The organism is Corynebacterium sp. ACRPS (genome assembly GCF_022346005.1).
Classification (GTDB): Bacteria; Actinomycetota; Actinomycetes; order Mycobacteriales; family Mycobacteriaceae; genus Corynebacterium.
Genome location: NZ_JAKRMY010000012.1, coordinates 1 through 20,392, shown reverse-complemented (window position 1 = coordinate 20,392; position 20,392 = coordinate 1). Strand labels below are relative to the sequence as shown.

The following is a 20,392-nucleotide window of genomic DNA, read 5'->3' as shown; positions in this document are numbered from 1 at the left end:
AAACACTCCGCGTGGGCTAAGCTGACTTCCTATGGACAGCATGTGGCCACCGTTTGGGCTGACGATTCGCGCGAGCGATACTACCCACCCTGGCGTGGAACTGCGCGTGATGCGCGATGAGGATATTGCGGCAATCGCCGGTGTGGCGCCAGAGGATATCTACGGCGCAGACATTCCGGATTACGCCTTTCCGTGGTTATTCAATCCCAGGATGAATACGCCTGCAGCGGCGGCCCAGTTCCGGTGGACCAATCGGGCGCAGCTGCGCCCAGAAAAGTGGTCCTTGGACTTCATCGTGCGCGATGCGCACTCGGGGGAAATCCTGGGCACCATCGATGCGCGGGCGGAGGACTTCGCTACGACGCGAGAAATCGCGACCGGTTCCTGGGTCTTTCACCGGTTCCAGGGCCAGGGAGTGGGCACGCTCATCCGGCACGCGGTGGTGTCCTTTGGCCTCGATTACCTGGGCGCGCAGGCGATGAGCACGAGTTGGGTGGCGCACAATGAGGCCTCGGCGCGGGTGAGCCAGAAGCTGGGCTACCAGGTGGTTTCTGAAGGAGAAGAGAAGGCGGGGCCGCAGAATAGTTCGCAGCGGCACGTGACTGCGCGCGTGGCAGCCCCCAATTACAAGCGCCCGGATGACCTGCACGTGGAGGTCTCTGGGCTGAGCCAGCAGCTGCTGGGGATGCTGCGCTAGCTCCTACTCGGCAGCGTCTTCGCCCTCAAAGCGCTGGCGCAGATCGCGCACGTATTCGCCTACTTCTGGGCCCTCGTACTGGCCCACGACGTCCGATACCTCGCCCACTGAGCGGATTTCGCCGTGATCGATCCACAGCGCGGTATTGCACAGCTGCGCCAAAAAGTCATTGGAGTGGGAGGCAAAGACCAAGATGCCGGAGCGCTTGACCAGCTCTTGCAGGCGCACGCGGGCCTTGGCCATAAAGGCTGCGTCGACGGCGCCGATGCCCTCATCCAGCAGCAGGATTTCCGGCTCAATGGAGGTCACCACGCCAAGTGCTAGGCGCACGCGCATACCGGTGGAGTAGGTGCGCAGGGGCATGGACAAGTAATCGCCCAGCTCGGAGAACTCCGCGATTTCATCCATCTTTTTCTTCATCTGCTTGATGGACTGGCCCAAAAACAGCCCGCGGATGATGATGTTGTCGTAGCCGGATACCTCCGGGTCCATGCCCACGCCCAAGTCAAAGACGGGGGCGACGCGCCCGCGGACATCGGCGGTACCGCGCGTGGGCTCGTAGATACCGGAGAGCAGGCGCAACAGCGTGGACTTGCCGGCGCCATTGTGGCCAACGAGCCCGACGCGATCGCCTTCCCGCAGGTGCAGGTTAATATCCCGCAGCGCCTCAACCACCACGGTGTTGTGGTCATTTTTCCCAATGGCACCACCCGCGGTAGAAAGCATGGCCTTTTTTAGTGAGCGGGATTTGGCATCAAAGATGGGAAAGTCCACGCACGCGTTATACGTATCAATTGAGACCATCAGTTTTTATCCTTTCAACGAGCCTCATGGTGGGGTGGGAGTAAAGGAAGGGAAGCTATACCCAGTAGCTCACGCGGAAGCGCCACTTGCGCATGACTAGCCCAGCGATGAACAAGCCGATTGCGGTGCAGCCGATGACGATCCACCAGTGGTAGGCGGCAACGGGCTCACCAATCATTGGGGCGCGCACGATTTCCAAGTAGTGATACAGCGGGTTGATTTCCGCGATGCGGGCGCGGTCCGCCACCGCACCGCCTTGGTCCTTGAGGGTATTGGTCATCCACACAATCGGGGTGACGTAGAACAATAGCTGCGTCAAGGCATCGAGCAGTGGGGCGACATCGCGAAAGCGCGTGGCGATGATGCCAAAGAACATGGTGACCCACACGCCGTTAATGAGCAGGAGCAGTAGCCCGGGGATAAAGAGGAAGAATTCCCAGCCCAAGTTGCGCGGGAAGATCATGATTAGCAAGAGCCAGATGATGAGGTTATGGCCCAAAAACAGGGTTTGGCGCCACACCAGCCGGTACACGTGCACCGAAAGCGGGGCGGGAAGCTGCTTAATCAGTCCCTCATTATCAATAAAGACCGTGGACCCTTCCTTAATGCAGCCCGAAATAAAGGTCCACATAATAAGGCCCACGGTGACGTGGGGAAGGAATTCCGCGACGGGAATCTGAAAAAGCATGGAATACAAGAGGCCCAAGGCAAGCGCCATCACACCGGTGGCGATGGTGATCCAGAATGGGCCGAGGACGGAGCGGCGGTAGCGCTGCTTGATATCTTGCAGGCCCAGCTTGAACCACAGCTCACGCTGCTGTGCACCCCGCATAAGGTCTGCGAAAGCAGCTTTGAGGGTCATGGACTGGGACGCTGGGATAGCCTCGCCTTCTGGCTGGGAGGTCATGCGGGCGATATCAGCGCGCAGTTGATTGTTATCTTGCACGCCCAACACCCTAGCGCGCGTGCTGGGCAAACGGGAACTACACGCCGCTAGCCTGGGAAAACAGTGATGCCCAGGGAAAATTCAGATTTGGGAAACTGAGAGCAAACGCGTATACAGTAGGGAATCGACCGCCACGTGGTGGCAGTTGTTCAGTGCGATGAAGAAGGGGACCTAATGCCAGCAGCTTCGGCACACTATGACGTCTTTAGTGCGCGAGGTTTGTACACCGGACTATCTGATGGCTGGACATACCTCAATGCGCACGCGGTGCCCCAAATTTCGGAGCGCGTGACCTCCGGCGTTGCCCGGTCTTTCCGGATGGCGACGGCGGTAGCGACGCAAGAGGGACCAGGCGGCGCCCACTCGGCCGCGCCCGAGCCGGGCCGGTTGGCAGGCGATGGCAACTATGCAGCAGCGCGCATGGCCATTGCGGATCTCACCGCTTCCAAGGCAGACCGTGTGGTCCTTGGCCCATCCCTGCCCGTGCTGTACCAATCCCTGTCGCGTGCGGCACGCCCACTATTGGGCAGCAATTCCTCGGTGGTGCTGTCCAAGCTGGATCCTCCCACGCTGTATTCCGCTTTTTCTGACGTGCGCGCCGATATCCGCTGGGCGCAGCCGGACCTTGGCACCGGCGAATTGCCGGGATTCCAGTTCGCAGAGCTTGTCGATGGCTCTACAAGGCTCGTTTCCTTTTCCGCCGCGCATGAGCTTTTGGGCACGGTATCCCCAGCTGAGGAGATCATTGACACGGTGCGGGGGCGTTCACGCGCCTGGACGCTTCTCGATGTCTCCGCTATCGCCCCCTACCGCCCCATCCGCTTCGATGAGCTTGGCACGGATATTATCGGCATCGATATCGGGCTGCTTGGCGGGCCGCAGATGGCTGCCTTGGTCTTTCGCGATACGCGCATGCTTCGCCGCCTGGATGCCCTCAACCCCGTCTATTCCAAGGAAGACGGACGCAAGCTAGAGACCCCCGTGTCCTCTGGTTTGGCCGGCGGCGTGGGGCCGCTGGTGGATCACCTAGCGGCCCTAGCCGGTGGGGATAAGGGATCGCGCCGGGTGCGGTTGCATAAGTCCATGACCGCCTTGAGTGCTTACCTCGAGGACTTGCGCGCGGATCTTTATGCTTTCTTAAGCACCCTGCCTGCCGTACATATTTTGGGCGTGACCGGGGAAGCCGCCGCCGGAGCCTCCGATGATCGCTTGCCCCGCTTGACCTTTGCGGTCAACGGCGTTCCCGCAGAGACGGTGTACAAGCGCCTCTTTGATAATGGGCTTGTCACCACGTTGGCCCCGCAAACACCGCTGCTGACGGAAATGGGCGTGGAAGAGATCGGTGGTGCCGTCACCGTGGCACTGGGGCCGTTTAATACGTACCACGATATCGAGCACCTCGTTCGCGTCGTTGCCTCGCTCGCCTAAATAGGGTGCGCTGGGAAACTACACCGTGAGAACCAGCGTGCCCGTGACCTCGCCGCTGTCGAGGGCTTCGTGGGCTTGGGCGGCATCGGCAAGCGGGTACGTGCCATGCAGCGCGTGCTTCACGCGGCCATCTTCCAGCATGGGCCACACATTTTTGATGGTGCCGGCGACGATCTCCGCCTTATCGTCCAAGTCACGCGCGCGCAGCGTCGTGCCCTGAATGGTCAGGCGCTTCGGCAGCATGGGGGCCAAATTGATATCCGCCTTGGTGCCGCCCTGCATGCCGATGATGATGAGCTTGCCGTCCTTGGCCAGGCACTTCATGTTCTTTTCCAGGTACTTTGCGCCGATGATATCCAGGATGACATCGCAGCTGCCCTTGAGCTTATCGACGAAGTCCTGCTCCTTGTAGTTGATGAGAATATCCGCGCCAAGCTCGCGGCAGCGCTCTAGCTTTTCCTGCGATCCGGCGGTAACAGCCACCTCAGCGCCCAGCGCCTTTGCTACCTGGATGGCAAAGGTGCCGATGCCGCCGCCACCGCCGTGGATGAGCAGGCGCTGGCCCTCGTGCAGGCCCGCCTCGATGCCCAGGTTGGACCACACGGTGCAGCCGACCTCAACCACGGCCGCGGTTTCTTCCAGGCTAAATCCCTTGGGCAGCGGAAGCAGCTGACCCTGCGGGACCGCGACATATTCCGCATAGCCGCCGCCTGCAAGCAAACAGCCGACCTCGGTGCCGGCTTCCCAATCCGTATCGCCGGCATCCTCAATCACGCCGGCGGCCTCCAGCCCAATTATTTCCGATGCCCCTGGTGGCGGCGGGTACGCGCCCATCGTCTGCAGAATATCGCCGCGGTTGACGCCCGCCGCCTTTACCTTCACCAAGACCTCCCCGGATCGCAGCTCAGGAACGTCTACGTCCTGCAGCTCTAGCGACCGTGGGGTATCAGGATCGGTCTGGACGATTGCCTTCATCTGTGTAGCACTCATACCGCCAATCTAATGGAGGAGGTGTGGTGTGCGCCACGTCCATTTTCTCGTGGGGCAATGTGATTCGCGCGGGACCGTTTAGTAAGCTAACCAAGTTGCCTCTTCGGCACGATGGAGACGTGGCAGAGCGGCCGAATGCACCGGTCTTGAAAACCGGCGAGGTTTATTCCTCCGCGGGTTCAAATCCCGCCGTCTCCGCAGAGAGCATTTCCCCTAGTCCCAGCTGACTAGGGGTTTTGTCTTGTCTGTACGGCTCATCCTTTCCTCGGACGGGAAAACGTGGAACCTTTCCCTACTTCCCTTGATCATCTTTGAAACTAAAATTTATTGCGCGAAAGTTTTAGATAGAAAGAAAATGTAATGCAGATCGTTTAAACCCCAGGACGATTGTTTTCTAACAAATCTATAAACTGCCTACTCGAAAGTTGCACATCACCGCACCTAACCACATACAATGATCAGTGCGCGCGGAAACGCGTATAAGAATTTTCCAACCTCGAAAGGAATTCTGAAATGATTCTTGATCTTGTATCCAACGTACAGGAAGCAGCACACTCCGCAGTCTCCACCGGCTGGGACGCTCTTGAGCAGGCAAGCCTGTTCTTCCGTCAGGTGCCTTACCTGGTTCCGGACGCTGTTAACGAGTTTAACCGCTCCATCCTCGGCTTCTAAGATTTAAGAAGCGAGAAAATAAATCCCCGAGGCCATTTGGTCTCGGGGTTTATTCATGCGCTGACCCATCCTGATTTCTAGCGATGATGGTAAACCTGATATGCATTAGAAATTTGTCTGGAATCAGAACGGAGCCCCCTACTTCCTTTCCAAAAGTGACCCACAACAAGATGATAGTTGGCTAGCTTCTGGTTCCCGCCAGGTTGCCGAATTCTCATTTTTACCTCCATTGGCGCGAATCCAGCCGCCCTAGCACTGTATGCTGCGCTTATGCCTAATTCTCTCACCTCTCCTTGCGCGATCCTGGCCGTGACCGCTGTCGCTTTTGTTTCCGGTTGCTCTAATTCCGATGAACCTAATAAGGCCGATAGCGAGCCGAATTTCACCGGATCTAGCGCGACCTCCGAGGTCAGCGAAGAATCCTCCAGTTCAAACACGGATGATGAAGGTGCTGGAGCCTCAGATTCCGCGACGGAGCCGAGCACTGCGACAGTGACGGAAAAGGCCCAGAAATCTGCGACTTCAGGGGAAAATAAGATCATCCCAGTGGAAGACTTGTACTCCTTGTGGGTACCAGCGTTGTGTGAGCATGACGCCGGCACGTTGGTGGACGGGACTTTGCCCGAGCACTTAAAGACTGGATATCCCAATGCTGCCGCCGGGCTAAAGCTCAACAAGGATGGAACCCCTAAGGGTGCTTACGCCGATATCAACGGTGATGGCAAAGATGAAGCCGTTATTACCTATGTCTGCGATCAAGGCGGCGTGGCCTGGCCGGATAACTTGCTCATTTATGACAATGACCTGAATTACATTACCCAGGTAGAAGACTGGACCCGTAATGGCATGGAGCCAGCACGCAGGCATATTAATCAGCTGGAGTGGACCGACGATACCGTGACAGTAACGTGGCGTGCCTATGGGGAAGGCGAATCGGGTGCTGTGGCCACGCAGGAACTGACGGGAAACCTCACCTTAGATGGCGACAAAGCGAACCTAGAGATGACAGGGCACCGGAAGACCTCTTAGATCAGTGGGATTCTGCTGTGGCATTTCATACCGGGGGATGACGCGCCTAGTGCGGCGCAGACTTAATCTTGGAAATGTACAGGGCAAGTCAGGTATCGATGCGGTGCTGGCTTTGTCCCAGAGATAAAAATGCTCGACGAAAGGACGTCATGAATACCTCGGAACTTTATGTAGCAGCAGCGGAATCTACTAACTCTAATGACACGTGGTGGTTCCTTGGGTTCCTTCCCATTATTTTGCTCGTCGCGTTCTGGATTGCGGCGGTTATTTCTATTATCGCTTCTGGGTACACGATTGCGGCCAAGATACTCTTTATCGCCGCTACCTTCGCCCTTCCTTTCTTGGGGCCGCTGATCTGGTTCGTCTTTGTTCGCGGCAAGGAAGACAAATACGGAAGGCCATAGGCACCCCACACTGTTTGGCGAGGCTAGGACAAATCGTGCTGTTCCAACCACGCGTTAATGCCGCCGCGCAGTGAAACAACGTGCTCGTAGCCGCGGCCGCGCAATGCGTGGACGGCTTGCGCGGAGCGGATGCCGCTAGCGCAGTAGATAACAGCGGCATCGCCCTGGCCGATGTCCGGGTTTTCGCCGGCGAGGATGCGGTCGAGGGGCAGATGCGTTGAATGAGGAATGGCAGAGCGGGCGCGCTCGGCGTCGGTGCGGACATCGATAAGCGGGGCGTGCGCGGGGATCTCGCGAACCTCGGGGGCATCGGCTGGCTGGGTAGGCTGCGCGCCGGTGGGGCGGATGGGGATATACTCCCAGGTCCCAGATAGCGCCTCAAAGTAACCGAGCGTGCCAATAAGTGGGGCACCGACGCCGGTAATGATCTTCAAAGCCTCCAAGGCCATCGCAGAACCCACCGTGCCAACGATGGGGCCCAGGACGCCGGCTTGGGAACACGACGGAACCTCGCCCGGGGCAGGAGCGGTGGGGAAAACATCCTCGTACACAGGGCCCTTGCCGGACCAAAAGACGCTCATCTGCGCATCAAAGCCCAGGATAGAAGCCCAAATGTGGGGAATGCCCAGGCTGTGGGCGGCCCATGAGCACAGGTAGCGGGCGTCGAAATTATCCGTCCCATCGAGGATCACGTCGCAGCCGCGCAGCTGCTCGAGGGCGGTGGCGGATTCTAGGCGGCCGTGGCAGATGAGCTCCACCTCAGGGTTGAGGGCCCGCACCGCCGTTGCGGCCGATTCGGTCTTTACGGTGCCAATGGAGGCGGTGGTGTGAATGACCTGCCGGTGGAGGTTGGAGGGGGAGACGAGGTCGTCATCGAAAAGCGAGATGCGGCCCACCCCGGCTCCTGCCAGGTAGAGCAGCGCCGGTGAGCCAAGCCCGCCCGCGCCGATGACCGCGACGTGGGAGTCAGCCAATTTCTGCTGGCCCTTATCACCCCACAGGGCCTCCTGGCGGGCATAGCGTGTGCTCATTCGAGGCCCACCCAGTTGATGGAGCCATCGCCGTGGCTTTGTTCCTTCCAAATGGGCACCTCGGCCTTGACTCGATCGGCACAGGACTCCGCGGCGCGGAAGGCATCGCCGCGGTGGGCAGAGGCGGCGACGACGGTAAAGGCCAAATCGCCCACCTGTAGATCGCCGGTGCGGTGGGCCGACCACAAGCGCACGGGGTGCTGGCCTGCTACTTCATCGACAATCTCGCGCAGCTTTTCTGGGGCGCTAGGGTGTGCGGAGTAAGACAGCTGAGTGACATCGGGCCGGCCGCCATCGTGATCGCGCACGATGCCCTCGAACGTGACCACCGCGCCCATGGCTGAGGTGGTGACCTCTGCTTTGGCGGCGGCAAGGAGGGGCTCGAGGGGCTGCTCGGTCAGTATGGCGCCGACAGTGAGCCCAGTCTGCGCGGCGACATAAGAAGGATCAGTGCTCATGTTTTCCTTCTAACATATCGACGATGTGGACGATTAAATCCTCTAGCACGGCGCAACTATCTTTGACTCCGCCGGTAGAACCGGGCAGGGTCATGGCAAAGGTGGTGTCATTGACGCCTGCGACCGCGCGCGAGGCCACTGCGGTGGGGATAGTCTCCAAGCCTTTATTCCAAAAGGCCATGGCGATGCCGGGAAGCTCCCGCGTGAGATGGGGCTGTACGGCATCGACGGTGAGATCGTCCGGGGTCAGGCCCGTTCCGCCGGAGGTAAGGATAACCGCGGGCTTTTCGGCGAAGGCCTGGTCCACCGCTGCGGCGATATCGGCATCGGGCACCACGCGGGCATCAGGGCAGTCGAAACCCTTGCGGCGCAGGAAATCTACTGCGATGGGGCCCGAGCGATCCTCGTAGACCCCGGCGGCGGCGCGGGTGGAGGCGACCAAAACAATGGCGGTGCGAGCAGAACTCATAGGGGATAGACCTTTACTTTTTCTCCTGCGCTGAGGCTCTTACCGGCAGGAATGCGGATGAGGTGGGTGGCATTGGCGGCTTGGGCCAGCAGGTGAGAGCTAGCACCGCCAGTAACGTGGGCTTGCGCATCGGCGTACCCGCGGCGGAATTGATCCTTGTGGGGCAGCCCCTCGATGGCGTGCGCGATTGGTACGCGATATGCCGCGGGTGCCCAGCCCAGGGTGGGGGCGACAAAGAGGCGGAAGCTCACCATGGTGGAAATCGGATTGCCGGGCAAGCAGATGACCGGGGTGCCATGGAAACTGGCGATGCCCTGCGGCCCGCCGGGCTGCTGATCCACGTGGCCAAACCAGCCGGTGAGCACCTGCCGGATGACCTCGTATTTGCCCGCAGAAATACCGCCGGAGGTGACGATGGCATCGGGGCGGTGGAGCTTAGTGGCCTCCTCCAGCGCGCGGGTGAGCACCTCCGGATCATCATCGGTGGTGACATAACCGGCGACCTCAATGCCGGCGCGGTGGGCCATAGCAGAGATGAGCGGTGCATTGGCATCGGGAATAGCAGCTATACCCGTACCAATTTCCGCGCCGCCGGTGCACACGAGGATGCGGGCGGGGCGGTAAACGGTGACCTCCTCGATGCCCTGGGAGGCCAGCGCGGCCAAGCGCACCGGGGTGAGCTTATCGCCCTTGGCGGCCAGGAGAGCGCCCTGCTCGAGGTCCGTGCCCGTCCCGCGGATGAATTGGCCCTTTTCAGTGGCCGGAACTGTAATGGTCTCGCCCGGCTGGAGGAACTCCTGCGGCTGGCACTTTTCAATCGGCACGATGGCTGCCGTGCCCTCCGGAACCTTGGCTCCGGTCATGATGGGGCTGGCGGCGCGCAAAGGGCCATCCAGCAGCTCGGCGGGATCCGCGCCTGCGGCGATGGTGGGGCCCACCTCATACGCACCGGCTTCGGTAGCAGGCAGCGCGTAGCCATCCATTTGGGAATTGCTAAAGCGCGGCGAGGGGAAGGTGGTATAGACATCGGAGGCAAGGACCATCTCCTGTGCCTGGCCCAAGGACCGGGATATGACTTCGCGCGGGCCGAGGGCAGCCGCGACCTCGTGCGCGTGGGTTTCGGGAGTGCGCATGGCGTCAAGTTTACCCGCGAGTTCGACACGTTCGAAGCCTGCGGGCATAGTAGGAAGCATGTTGACCGTTCACTATTTCGCCGCCGCTCGTGCCGCGGCTGGCGTAGCTTCGGAGCAGGTAAAAGCGCCCACCACCTTAGGCCAGCTCATAGAGCAGCTGGGCAAGGACCACACCGGCACTACGGAGGCCGGTATGAGCATGAAAGAGGTGCTGGGGCGCTGCAACTTTCTTATCGATGGCGCCGGCAACACTCAGGCGGACTCGCCGCTCATGGGCGTGACCCGCGTTGACGTGCTGCCGCCCTTCGCCGGGGGATAACCCGTTCCTTTAGACCGGCTCGCGCAGCGGGCTGGTAAAGAAATTGACCAAGCTGCTGACTAAGGACAAGACGATGGCGCCGAAGATTGCAGAGCCCCAGGAATTGACCACAAGGTGGCCAATTCCTAAGTCAAAGGTATTGAGCGTCCACTCCACGATCAGCAGGGCGGCGCCGTTGATGACGAGCGCGAATAGCCCTAGGGTAAGGCAGGTCAGCGGGGCGCCGATAAAACGCAGCACGGGCATGACCACCGCATTAATGATGATGAAAACAATGGCCACAGCAATGAAATTGCCCAGCTTATCCGGGGTGATATAAATCCCGGGGATAATGCCCACTACGACCCAGAGCGCAATCGCGATGGCGACTACATTGAGGGCAAAATTGGTCAACGAACGCATTTAGCCTCCTACGGTATCGTTCCACGCCTGCAGCAGGGCGTTAGTTTCTTCCTCGGTTGTAATAGTAATGCGTATGCCTTCGCTAAAGGCGCGAACGAGCACGCCGCGTGTGGCTAGGCGTGCGGCTAATTCCTGCGGCGTTCCTAGCCTTTCAATATTCGCCGCCGGCAGCCATACGTGGTTGGCTTCCGAGTGGGGAACGCCCCATTCTGCCAGTTCCTTTTCCACCCGTTGGCGCTGGTCACAGGTCTCTTCGGTGCGCTCGCGCAGCGAATCCTGCGCTGCTAGCGCGGCGCGGGCACCGGCCTGGGCCACGGCGTTGATGGAAAACGGAATCGCTACTTTATTCAGCGCCGCGATGACATCTTCTGGGCCATAGGCATAGCCCACGCGCACGCCGGCCAAACCATAGGCCTTGGAGAAGGTCCGCAGGAAAACCACGTTGGGATAAGTGCCAAAAAGCTCGGTGCCCAGCGGGGTATCGGAATTCCGGTTGTATTCGATATAGGCCTCATCGAGGGCAACGAGGACATCGCTTGGCACCGCGTCCATAAATTCGGCGAACTCCGCCTTAGTCACGGTGGTGCCGGAAGGATTATTCGGATTGCAGACGAAAATTAGGCGCGTATCCGCGGTAATCTTCTCCGCCATCGCGGCCAAATCCACGCGCTGGTCCGCATCGAGTGGAACTGGAATGGGGCGTGCGCCCACAACCTGGGCAAAGATGGGATAAGCCTCGAAGGAACGCCACGGAAAAATCACTTCCTCACCGGGCGTGGTGGTGATCTGTACCAATTGCTGGCACAGCGCGGAAGAACCCGTGCCTACCGCAACCTGGTCGAAGCTCACGCCTAAGTGCTCGGCCAGATCCTCACGCAACTCGGTGGCCGCGATATCCGGATAGCGATTGGCCTCGGCGGTGGCGCGGGCCATAGCCTCTGCGGCCTCAGGCAGCGGTGGCTGCGTGGCCTCATTAGAAGAGAGCTTGAGGGCATCATCGTGGCGCGCGCCGGGCACATAGCCCGGAATGGCGCGTAAGTCGGAGCGAATCATGGCTACCACTCTAGGTCGTCTCTCCTGCGCGCGTGGAAGAAAACCGGGGACAAAACCAGGGGGTTAGTTTGGCCGTGGCGCATGCGGCAGGTATTGTCTTTTACGGTTCTTTCTGAACTTGGAGATGTGCCAGAGCGGCCGAATGGGGCTCCCTGCTAAGGAGTTGACCCTTCTGGGGTCCGGAGGTTCGAATCCTCTCATCTCCGCCACACAAATCCCGGGCGAATGCGCTTGGGATTTTGTTGTTTTGCCAGCTTAAACGACAGGCCTAAACGGGGTTAAATGACAAAATGCGGTGGCCACCAATCAGGAGCCAGGCCCCCTATTCTGCAAGCGTAATACGAGTATTCCCCCGCTACGGGCATGAAATGGAAATGTAGTTCTCCGAGGGCGCTTTTGGTGCTCAAGGAGATTTTTCAGAAGGATGAACTCGTCGCGTGGTGAGTTTTTATCGTGAATAATGGAGACATGGATAAAGCGCAGAAGACAAAAACGGAGTTTTGCTCGCTTTAGCAGTCGCCTCTTTGGTGATATTTGTTTTGTGGCTGACCGATGTAATAGGCATCGGCTTAGTGACCATCTTCATTGTTGTTCTGACTGCTGCTTCTGTCGGAGTGCGCGTGTGGGCGGAGAATGCAGGGCGTCAGTCTAAATAAGTAGTAAACCACACCTTGTTGACCCCAGAGCGGCTGTTACGTCATCGCTGGTCCACGATTCTTCCCGCCGCAGGTGACGGGGTGTAGGCGTGGCTCTCTGTTGATACGCGAGCTTGACCACTTTACAGCGCCGGAAAAACCTTGCTACGCAGGAGATCGGCAAGCTCGCACTGCGGGTCGGCGGGATCGATCCAGGCGGTTTCGGCGATTTCGGCCGCGGCGTGGGCGATGACGGGGCGCGGGTAGGTAAAGATATGCCCGCGGACGGTCTGGCCCGGTTCATTGGCGGCCGGGGCAGTGAAGGTGCCGAGCTCAGTGAGTTCAGGTAGGCGTACCTGCACGCCGATTTCTTCTTCCGCCTCGCGCGCAGCGGCCTGGACAGGGCTTTCGCCTTCTTCTAGCTTGCCGCCCGGCAGCTGAAACTTTGTGGATGAGGCCTTGCGTACGCCAAGCACGTGGCCAAAGGAATTGCGGAAAACGATGGCTGCGACTTCAATCATGGCCCCGATCTTAACGAGGTGACCGGCGAACAGGCTCGCGGCCTTATCGCGCTAAGGACGTGCATTGAATATAAGGTAGGAAGGCATGAGCGATTCGAGGTTTCCCCGCTCGGTATTTGGGGTAGGAAGTGACCCTGATCCGCGTTTTACGCTGGCGAATGAGCGCACCTTCCTCGCATGGATTCGCACCTCGCTCGCGCTGATTGCCGGGGGAGTGGCCTTGGAGGCTTTCGATGTGCCGCTACCGGCGACCCTGCGCGCGGTGGTTTCCGCATTCATGCTGGTGGTGGCGATTGTGCTGCCGATAGTCGCGTGGGTGCAATGGAAGCGGGCTGAGCGTGCCTTGCGGCAACAGCGCCCGCTGCCCTTTAGCATCGCCATCCCGGTGCTGGTGGGCACCATCGTCGTTATCGCGGCCGTGCTGCTGGTAGGAGAGTTACTTGCCTAGCCCGCAGCCGCATGGGGAGCTCTTTGACCCCGGCTTGCAGCCCGAGCGCACCCGCCTATCGTGGCAGCGCACCATCCTCGCGCTGGCGGTGATACTCCTAGGGGTCATGCGGGTGGTCAGCGTTAGTGTGTTTCTCCCGTTGCTGGCGCTCGCGGCGGGCGTGCTGGTGCTGATCTTGGCGGTGAGGAAGCGGGCATCGCTTGTCGATGCCTCCCTGCGCACCCACCGCCACCTCCCCAGCGCCGCCGTCTTGGCCAGTAGCGCGGGGCTGGTCTCCCTGCTTGCGGCCTTTGCCTTGTGGGGTGTTTTTGCCTAAAGGCAGATTTTTCCCCGCAGCGCTGTGTGCTGATGGGAGATACGCGTAATCTATGTGGGGCTATATCAATTACGGTGGCCACCGGTGCCGCGGTATGAGGGGCGAGAAGGGCAAGGTGACGGCGATGGCGGATACTACTGAGCAGGCCAGCGATACGGTCGAGGCATGGTTGAAGCAGGATTCTGCCATTGACCCGCAAAAAGCGCCCCGCTTGCAGGCGTTGCTTGATGAGGTGCCACTGCAAGAGCTCATCGCCATCGTCGAGCGGCAAAATGCCATCCGCGCCGCGCTGGCCCTGCGCTTGTTGCCGCGGCGTAAATCCATCGTGGTATTTGATGCCCTGGATGCCAAGCACCAGGCAGATATCATCGATGAGCTGGGAAATGCTGATGTTTATGAGTTCTTCGATGAACTCGAGCCAGAAGACCGCGTGGCCCTTTTGGATGAGCTGCCGGCGGAAATCGCGGATCGGCTGCTGCGCTCGCTTACCAAATCAAAGCGGGATGTCACCGGGGTTGTCCTGGGCTATACCAAGGGCTCGGTGGGCCGCCGCATGTCGCCCGAGGTCCCCGGCATCCATCCCGAAATGAGCGTGGAGGAAGCGCTGCGGACCCTGCGTGCGAAGGCCGATGAGCTGGAAACCATCTATGCGGTGCCCATCACCCGCGCGGACCGCCGCCTAGTGGGCGTGGTGACGCTGCGGGAGATTTTTACCGCGGAGGAGGGCACCACGATTGGGGAGATCATGCAAAGCCCCATCTATGCCAACGCCAATGATGATGCGGAAGCCACAGCTAGGTGGTTCCTGCCGCTCGATATTTTGGCATTGCCCATCGTGGATGATTCGGACCGCCTGGTAGGCCTTTTGACCTGGGATGATGCCATTGACATCGTCGAAGCAGAAGATAGCGAGGACTCAGCGCGCGCCGGCGGTACCGAGGCCCTGCAGCAGCCGTACCTGTCCACGCCGCTATTAAAATTGGTGAAGTCCCGCATCGTGTGGCTGCTGGTTCTGGCGGTGTCCGCGCTGTTGACCGTGCGGGTCCTGGACGCCTTCGAGGACACCTTGGCGCAGGCCGTGGTGCTTTCCCTGTTTATCCCGCTGCTGACCGGTACCGGCGGCAATACGGGAAACCAGGCAGCAACGACGGTCACCCGTGCGCTGGCGCTTGGCGATGTCCGCGGGCGCGACCTCCTTGCCGTTCTCTGGCGCGAGCTCCGGGTAGGCATGCTGCTTGGTGCAGTATTGGGCTTGGCAGGGTTCGGCCTGGCAACGGTGGTCTATGGCGTAGATATTGGCCTAGTCATTGGCTCGACGCTGTTTTTAATCTGCTCCATATCCGCCACGGTGGGCGGGCTGATGCCCATCGTTGCAAAGACCATTGGCGCGGACCCTGCCGTATTTTCCAATCCGTTTATCTCCACGTTCTGCGATGCCACGGGTCTGATTATTTATTTCCTCATCGCCAAGTCCGTGCTCGGGCTATAAAGGCCCCCTGGCACACGGGGCCTGGCGCGCCGGGCGGGGGTAGCGAACCGGTGGGGAAAATTTCACATTGTGAGTAGCTGCGGTGTGTGAATTTTAAATGCGGTGGGGGTGAATTCAGTAAAGTTTGTGGTTTCTGGTGCAAATGTTTTGTAGGGTCTTAGCATGCTCTGCACGGACTGAATGATGTTCGGGATGCACCAAGGATCCGGCTCGATTGCTGGTAATTGACAGAGCTATCACACCCCCGCCCTGCTAAAAGTCTCTCTAGCAAAGGAGTTCGCGGCATGACCACCCCGCATACTCACGAATCTACCGCCCAATCAGAGGGCGCTGAGGATCCGGGTGCCCCACGCAATGAATGGCGCCGCCAGTTCATTGGCCTTTTCATCGGCCTCGCCCTGGCCATCCTCGTATTTTTCATCTTCCCTTCAAATGCCATCGATACGGTCCAGCAGTCCACCGGCGTGGACGAGGAAGCCGATTACACGCTAAGCGCCATCCGCACCGTTGCGGCGGTCACCATCCTCATGGGTGTGTGGTGGATGACTGAGGCCATCCCGCTGGCTGCCACCGCGCTGATTCCGCTGGTCATCTTCCCGCTCGCAAGCGTGGGCACCATTAAGGAAGTCGGCGCGCCGTATGCCTCTGCCACCATTTTCTTGTTCATGGGTGGCTTCCTTATCGCGCTTTCGCTGCAGCGCTGGAACCTGCATCGCCGCCTTGCGCTTTATGTGGTAAAGCTCATCGGCACCTCGCCGCGCCGCCTCATTTTGGGCTTCATGCTGGCCACCGGCTTTTTGTCCATGTGGGTATCGAATACCGCAACGGCCGTCGTCATGCTGCCGATTGGTACGTCCGTGCTGGCGCTTACCGCAGAGACCGTTGGCGGTTGGGATAAGCAGAAGAAATTCGCCACCGCCCTCATGCTGGGCATCGCGTACTCCGCCTCCATCGGCTCGCTGGGTACCCTGATTGGTACACCGCCGAATGCCTTCTTGAATGCGTACATGGCCGATACCTGGGACGTCACCCTCGGCTTTGGTCGTTGGATGGCCGTCGGCGTGCCGCTGGCGCTTGTCTTCCTACTCATCGCATGGGCGCTGTTGATTACCATCTTCAAGCCGGAAATGACCGAAATCCCCGGCGGCCGCGAGCTCATCAACGAGGAAATCAAGGCGCTGGGCTCATGGACCCGCCCGCAGATCATGACCGGCATCATCTTCGTCCTAGCCGCCCTGGCCTGGGTAACCCTGCCCATCGTCCTTGGCGATTTTGATAATTATGACGATGCCATCGTCGGCATCGCCGCAGGTATCCTCCTGTTCATCCTGCCGGCCGATTCGGAGCGCCGCATCCGCCTGCTGGATTGGAAGACGGCCAATGAAATGCCATGGGACGTCCTCCTCCTCTTCGGCGGTGGCCTCTCCTTGTCCTCGGCCTTCAACTCCTCCGGTTTGTCCCTGTGGATCGGTGAGATGGCCAAGGGGCTCAGCTCCCTGCCCATCGTGCTCATCGTCGCAGCCGTGGCCGCCCTGGTCCTCTTCCTGACGGAGATCACCTCCAATACCGCCACCGCGGCCACCTTCATTCCCATCATGGGCGGCGTCGCCGTGGGCGTGGGCCTGACCACCGAAGGCGATATCAACGTCCTGCTGCTCACCATCCCGGTCGCCTTGGCCGCAACCTGTGCCTTCATGCTGCCGGTGGCAACCCCGCCGAACGCCATTGCTTATGGTTCCGGCTACGTCAAGATTGGCGAGATGATCAAGGGCGGCGTTGGACTCAACGTCATCGGTATCTTCCTCATCACCCTTACCGTCTTCCTGCTGGCGGTACCGATCTTCGGGCTGACGGTCTAGACATTAAGCACCTCAGTAGCCATCCTTTAATGAAAAACGTTACCATTAAAGGATGGCTACACCTGTTACCGTGCTGTCCGGATTTTTAGGCAGCGGAAAGACCACGCTACTTAACCACCTGCTCGCGAACCGGGAGGGGCGCAAGCTGGCGGTCATCGTCAACGATTTTTCTGAGGTCAATATCGATGCCGCCCTCGTCGCCGGCGAAGGCCACCTCGAACGCGGCGAGGATCGCTTCGTGGAGCTGTCGAATGGCTGCATCTGCTGCACCCTGCGTGAAGACCTCATCGAGTCCGTGGGCAAGCTGGCGCGCTCCGGCCGCTTTGATCAGATCGTCATCGAATCCACCGGCATTTCTGAGCCCATGCCCGTGGCTGCCACCTTTGAGTGGGAATTTGCCGATGGCACCACGCTTGCCGATGCCGCCCCCATCGACACCATGGTCTCCCTCGTCGATGCCTCCACCTTCTTAAACCAATTGCGCCGCGGCCGCAGCCTCGTCTCCGAAAGCATCGAGGCTACGCCCCAAGATGACCGCACCATTTCTGATCTCTTAGTGGACCAAGTCGAATTCGCCGACCTTATCCTCATTACCAAGACCGATCTTGTCGATGCCGCCGAAACCGAGCGCGTCATCGCCGCAGTCCGCGCCATGAATCCACGGGCTCGCGTGGTGCCGGTGACCCACGGGGTCATCGAACCGGGGCTAGTTCTCGATGCGCATTTGTTCAATACCGCCACCGCTGCCGCCTATCACGGCTATGCCGAAGAGCTTGCGAACCCACACACTCCAGAAACCGAGGAATACGGCATCTCCTCAGTCGTCTTTCGCGCCGACCGCCCCTTTAACCGCGAGCGCCTCATCGCCGCCCTCCGGGCAAGCACGGGCCTCGTGCGGTCCAAGGGGTATTGCTGGATCGATACCGATCTGCGCGTGGCCCACGCGTGGCAGCAGGCCGGGCCAAACCTGCAGATTATGCCCGCTTCTTTATGGGCCGCCAATGGTGTAACCCCCGGCACGGAGCTCGTGCTCATCGGCGTCGACTTCGATCATGAATCCACCCTGCAGGCCTTTCAAGACGCCCTGCTTTCCGATGCCGAAGCCTCCGCCCTTGTATAGCCTCCCCTCGCCCTCCACACCGAGCTCAAGCGTGAACGGCGGGTGAACAATACACCGCTGGCTATCCCGCCGAACACGGCTCTGTACAGGCGATTTGTTAGTTTTCAGGTCCGTGGGTATAGTAAATTCTCGTTGCACAGCAGAGCATACGCGCTGCTTCACAACGGACTGCGCCCGTAGCTCAACGGATAGAGCATCTGACTACGGATCAGAAGGTTGGGGGTTCGAATCCCTCCGGGCGCACAAAATTTCGAATCTCGAGACATCATCTCCAAGACGGTGTCTCGAGATTTTTTATTTCCGGGCTTATTCTCGGAGTGGGCGAGGAGTGTCGGAGGCTTGGATTCTAGGGGTCGTTGCAACGATGATGGTTACTTTGGTGTGATACTACCGGTTTGTGTCAGGGCGTTGGTCATGACTTCGGCTGGGGTGCGCCAGTTGAGCGCTTTGCGTGGTTTGTGGTTGTGTATGTTGGCGATCATCTCCAGGTCCTCGGCGCTGTAGATGGACAGGTCGCTGTTTTTGGGAAGGTTTCTCCTGAGCCTGCCGTTGGTGTTTTCGTTGCTGCCGCGTTCCCACGGTGATCCTGGATGGCAGAAGTAGATGGGAATGTCAGTGGCCATGGTAAAGGCTTTATGGCCTGCCATTTCGCTTCCTTGGTCCCAGGTAATTGATGACCAGAGTGCTTTATCGATTCCAGCGACAGCCTTGTGCAGGGCTGTGAATACTTCTTTGCTGGTGTGCCTGCCTGGCAGGTGGCCAAGGACAACAAATCGGCTGACGCGTTCGAGTAGCAGCCCGATTGAAGCAATGCATAAATTAATTTATGCATTCACAAAAAGGTCTTGCGGGAAACGGAGAGTTAGACCATCATAATTAATGAGACAGGGTTTCCTTTTTGGTTCATGCCTCACTTGACACCAACATCAGCACCAAAGGTTTCATTCTCTCCCGTCGCAAATCTTCCAAACACATTTGAATGGCGTTGCCGTGAAAGTAAAGAAATTTTTATCCGCCACTTTGGCGGCATTTATCGGATTACTTGTTTCCCCCACTGCAGTGGCCGCTCAGCCAATTGACTGGACCATCAGCCAAACAATCATTGGCCCGAAAGGCGAGATCTTCCACTCCGCGTAGGACAAGGAGATGAACCCGGCAGTGTTGGTTTTGGGCTTTCTCACATCAAAGACAGTCACGACGGTTTCGTTCCAGCCACTACAGAGATTGACACAGTTTTACATAACGCCCCCGACTGCAAAGGCGGCTTAAATGCAGGAAATGGCAAGAAAAAATGCTCTTACCCAATCAATGGAAGAGTTATGACGGTTGTTGCCACAGAACGAGTAGATCCCGCAAGCGGAGACGGCCGACCTGTCGGAATAATCACTGCTTTCTACCGCTAGGAGAATAGTCATCAATCAATTTGTTTCTATCACGACTGATGAAATCAAGTTTTTGAAAAATATATCCACCCAAATGTTTCAAGACACCATACTTCCAGAGGAAACAATTTTAGCCGGAGTCGGCATCCAAGCGGGAAGAAACAGCGGCTCCCCCGAAAATCAGCTCTGGTACCACTTCGACCTCTTTAACCCTAGACTTCACGAAGGAAAAGTCGTTCGCCTTTGGGGAAGATTCCCTGATTTAAGTAGAAATGAAGAATCTATCGAGTGGGATGAAATACTTCAGGGCTCTGGTTTCGTAGAGATGTTCCTTACCTCAACTCCCGAAAAGGATAAATTCAATTCTATGGAATATATCCAGAAAGGATGATTGTCAATGACATGGAAAAAGGGTCTCATTTTAATGGGCTGCACTTTACTAACTGCAGTGTTCCCTGTCACCGCCCACGCATCTGAAAATAATCAGTATCAACCTGGGGACACCGTGCCACTCTCTGTCGACCCAGACGGTTTTCTCCCCGACGCAACTAAGGGCGGAATTAGTTTCTTTTCCGCTTCGTCCCCGGTTGCTACCTGCGTTAACGTCCAGCCAAGTGCTGACAACGTAAAAGTAACAAATAACTGCCCAGGGAAACAGGGAATCAAAGTGGGGTTGCCCGCAAATCGTGGACACGTAGTAGAGCTACCTAGCGGTTAGGCAGCGATTTTTTCTTCGTTTCTGGTTTGGGTGATGTGATTTTCGAAATCGACAGGGCTGACCATCCCA

Annotated in this window: 24 protein-coding genes and 3 tRNA genes; 16 read left to right on the top strand and 11 right to left on the bottom strand. The window is 58.7% G+C overall.

What is annotated here, in order from left to right:
• The first annotated feature begins 31 nt into the window (after positions 1-31).
• Positions 32-697, top strand: coding sequence for a GNAT family N-acetyltransferase (locus MHX65_RS08260; protein WP_239269646.1), 666 nt, complete (start codon positions 32-34; stop codon positions 695-697).
• Between the two features lie 3 nt (positions 698-700).
• On the opposite strand, the gene wzt is transcribed toward MHX65_RS08260, so the two are convergent.
• Together wzt and wzm are read right to left on the bottom strand one after the other, a co-directional pair.
• Complete coding sequence (gene wzt / locus MHX65_RS08255; RefSeq protein WP_023024897.1) at positions 701-1,501, bottom strand: galactan export ABC transporter ATP-binding subunit Wzt/RfbE; 801 nt, start codon at positions 1,499-1,501, stop codon at positions 701-703.
• Between the two features lie 55 nt (positions 1,502-1,556).
• Entirely contained in the window at positions 1,557-2,408 is an 852-nt protein-coding gene (wzm, locus tag MHX65_RS08250; RefSeq protein ID WP_051138399.1) for a galactan export ABC transporter permease subunit Wzm/RfbD, read from the bottom strand.
• A gap of 213 nt (positions 2,409-2,621) precedes the next feature.
• On the opposite strand from wzm, the gene MHX65_RS08245 reads away from it, so the two are divergent.
• Positions 2,622-3,875, top strand: a complete 1,254-nt coding sequence (locus MHX65_RS08245) for an aminotransferase class V-fold PLP-dependent enzyme (RefSeq protein WP_239269645.1) — start codon at positions 2,622-2,624, stop codon at positions 3,873-3,875.
• Between the two features lie 18 nt (positions 3,876-3,893).
• On the opposite strand, the gene MHX65_RS08240 is transcribed toward MHX65_RS08245, so the two are convergent.
• The gene (locus MHX65_RS08240; protein WP_239269707.1) at positions 3,894-4,850 is read right to left on the bottom strand and encodes an NAD(P)H-quinone oxidoreductase; all 957 of its coding nucleotides are present in this window, start codon (positions 4,848-4,850) and stop codon (positions 3,894-3,896) included.
• 128 nt (positions 4,851-4,978) lie between these two features.
• On the opposite strand from MHX65_RS08240, the gene MHX65_RS08235 reads away from it, so the two are divergent.
• The 4 genes from MHX65_RS08235 to MHX65_RS08220 all read left to right on the top strand — a co-directional run bounded on the left by MHX65_RS08235 (position 4,979) and on the right by MHX65_RS08220 (position 6,970).
• A tRNA-Ser gene (locus MHX65_RS08235) sits at positions 4,979-5,063 on the top strand.
• A 315-nt stretch (positions 5,064-5,378) separates the two neighbouring features.
• Entirely contained in the window at positions 5,379-5,537 is a 159-nt protein-coding gene (locus MHX65_RS08230; protein ID WP_023024906.1) for a hypothetical protein, read from the top strand.
• Between the two features lie 270 nt (positions 5,538-5,807).
• Positions 5,808-6,566, top strand: a complete 759-nt coding sequence (locus tag MHX65_RS08225) for a hypothetical protein (protein WP_239269644.1) — start codon at positions 5,808-5,810, stop codon at positions 6,564-6,566.
• Between the two features lie 149 nt (positions 6,567-6,715).
• Positions 6,716-6,970: a hypothetical protein gene (locus MHX65_RS08220; protein WP_023024910.1), complete on the top strand. Its 255-nt coding sequence runs from the start codon at positions 6,716-6,718 to the stop codon at positions 6,968-6,970.
• A gap of 23 nt (positions 6,971-6,993) precedes the next feature.
• On the opposite strand, the gene MHX65_RS08215 is transcribed toward MHX65_RS08220, so the two are convergent.
• Genes MHX65_RS08215 through MHX65_RS08200 form a run of 4 tightly spaced genes read right to left on the bottom strand, consistent with a single transcriptional unit; the run spans position 6,994 to position 10,061 of the window.
• The gene (locus MHX65_RS08215; RefSeq protein ID WP_239269643.1) at positions 6,994-8,001 is read right to left on the bottom strand and encodes a ThiF family adenylyltransferase; all 1,008 of its coding nucleotides are present in this window, start codon (positions 7,999-8,001) and stop codon (positions 6,994-6,996) included.
• Entirely contained in the window at positions 7,998-8,459 is a 462-nt protein-coding gene (locus MHX65_RS08210; RefSeq protein ID WP_023024915.1) for a molybdenum cofactor biosynthesis protein MoaE, read from the bottom strand. Before MHX65_RS08210 ends, MHX65_RS08215 begins: the two co-directional genes overlap by 4 nt.
• The gene (locus MHX65_RS08205) at positions 8,449-8,928 is read right to left on the bottom strand and encodes a MogA/MoaB family molybdenum cofactor biosynthesis protein (RefSeq protein ID WP_239269642.1); all 480 of its coding nucleotides are present in this window, start codon (positions 8,926-8,928) and stop codon (positions 8,449-8,451) included. The genes MHX65_RS08210 and MHX65_RS08205 overlap by 11 nt, the downstream gene beginning before the upstream one ends.
• Positions 8,925-10,061, bottom strand: coding sequence for a molybdopterin molybdotransferase MoeA (locus MHX65_RS08200; RefSeq protein WP_239269641.1), 1,137 nt, complete (start codon positions 10,059-10,061; stop codon positions 8,925-8,927). Before MHX65_RS08200 ends, MHX65_RS08205 begins: the two co-directional genes overlap by 4 nt.
• Before the next feature lie 58 nt (positions 10,062-10,119).
• On the opposite strand from MHX65_RS08200, the gene MHX65_RS08195 reads away from it, so the two are divergent.
• Positions 10,120-10,380 (top strand): MoaD/ThiS family protein, encoded by a 261-nt coding sequence (locus MHX65_RS08195; RefSeq protein ID WP_023016533.1) that lies wholly within the window; start codon positions 10,120-10,122, stop codon positions 10,378-10,380.
• Between the two features lie 9 nt (positions 10,381-10,389).
• On the opposite strand, the gene MHX65_RS08190 is transcribed toward MHX65_RS08195, so the two are convergent.
• Both MHX65_RS08190 and hisC read right to left on the bottom strand, forming a co-directional pair.
• A complete protein-coding gene (locus MHX65_RS08190) occupies positions 10,390-10,782 on the bottom strand; it encodes a phage holin family protein (RefSeq protein WP_239269640.1) in 393 nt (130 codons plus the stop codon).
• Entirely contained in the window at positions 10,783-11,835 is a 1,053-nt protein-coding gene (hisC, locus tag MHX65_RS08185) for a histidinol-phosphate transaminase (protein WP_239269639.1), read from the bottom strand.
• 120 nt (positions 11,836-11,955) lie between these two features.
• On the opposite strand from hisC, the gene MHX65_RS08180 reads away from it, so the two are divergent.
• Positions 11,956-12,044, top strand: a tRNA-Ser gene (locus MHX65_RS08180).
• 569 nt (positions 12,045-12,613) lie between these two features.
• Here MHX65_RS08180 and MHX65_RS08175 read toward each other — a convergent pair.
• Complete coding sequence (locus MHX65_RS08175; protein ID WP_239269638.1) at positions 12,614-12,991, bottom strand: NUDIX hydrolase; 378 nt, start codon at positions 12,989-12,991, stop codon at positions 12,614-12,616.
• 85 nt (positions 12,992-13,076) lie between these two features.
• Here MHX65_RS08175 and MHX65_RS08170 point away from each other — a divergent pair, with 85 nt between their 5' ends.
• The 6 genes from MHX65_RS08170 to MHX65_RS08145 all read left to right on the top strand — a co-directional run bounded on the left by MHX65_RS08170 (position 13,077) and on the right by MHX65_RS08145 (position 18,466).
• Complete coding sequence (locus MHX65_RS08170; RefSeq protein ID WP_239269637.1) at positions 13,077-13,439, top strand: YidH family protein; 363 nt, start codon at positions 13,077-13,079, stop codon at positions 13,437-13,439.
• Positions 13,432-13,755, top strand: a complete 324-nt coding sequence (locus MHX65_RS08165; protein WP_239269636.1) for a DUF202 domain-containing protein — start codon at positions 13,432-13,434, stop codon at positions 13,753-13,755. Before MHX65_RS08170 ends, MHX65_RS08165 begins: the two co-directional genes overlap by 8 nt.
• A 124-nt stretch (positions 13,756-13,879) precedes the next feature.
• On the top strand, positions 13,880-15,244 hold the full coding sequence (gene mgtE / locus MHX65_RS08160; RefSeq protein WP_239269635.1) for a magnesium transporter: 1,365 nt from the start codon (positions 13,880-13,882) through the stop codon (positions 15,242-15,244).
• 284 nt (positions 15,245-15,528) lie between these two features.
• Positions 15,529-17,103: an SLC13 family permease gene (locus MHX65_RS08155; RefSeq protein WP_239269634.1), complete on the top strand. Its 1,575-nt coding sequence runs from the start codon at positions 15,529-15,531 to the stop codon at positions 17,101-17,103.
• Between the two features lie 52 nt (positions 17,104-17,155).
• Positions 17,156-18,223 (top strand): GTP-binding protein, encoded by a 1,068-nt coding sequence (locus MHX65_RS08150; RefSeq protein WP_239269633.1) that lies wholly within the window; start codon positions 17,156-17,158, stop codon positions 18,221-18,223.
• A gap of 170 nt (positions 18,224-18,393) precedes the next feature.
• Positions 18,394-18,466: transfer RNA gene (locus MHX65_RS08145), tRNA-Arg, on the top strand.
• Positions 18,467-18,594: 128 nt separating this feature from the next.
• Here the strand turns inward: MHX65_RS08145 and MHX65_RS08140 are convergent.
• Positions 18,595-19,020 (bottom strand): IS30 family transposase, encoded by a 426-nt coding sequence (locus MHX65_RS08140; protein ID WP_441303174.1) that lies wholly within the window; start codon positions 19,018-19,020, stop codon positions 18,595-18,597.
• A gap of 193 nt (positions 19,021-19,213) precedes the next feature.
• Between MHX65_RS08140 and MHX65_RS08135 the strand changes: the two genes are divergently transcribed.
• Positions 19,214-19,360, top strand: a complete 147-nt coding sequence (locus MHX65_RS08135; RefSeq protein ID WP_239269632.1) for a hypothetical protein — start codon at positions 19,214-19,216, stop codon at positions 19,358-19,360.
• Positions 19,361-19,699: 339 nt separating this feature from the next.
• Entirely contained in the window at positions 19,700-19,996 is a 297-nt protein-coding gene (locus MHX65_RS08130; RefSeq protein ID WP_239269631.1) for a hypothetical protein, read from the top strand.
• Positions 19,997-20,392 lie beyond the last annotated feature (396 nt).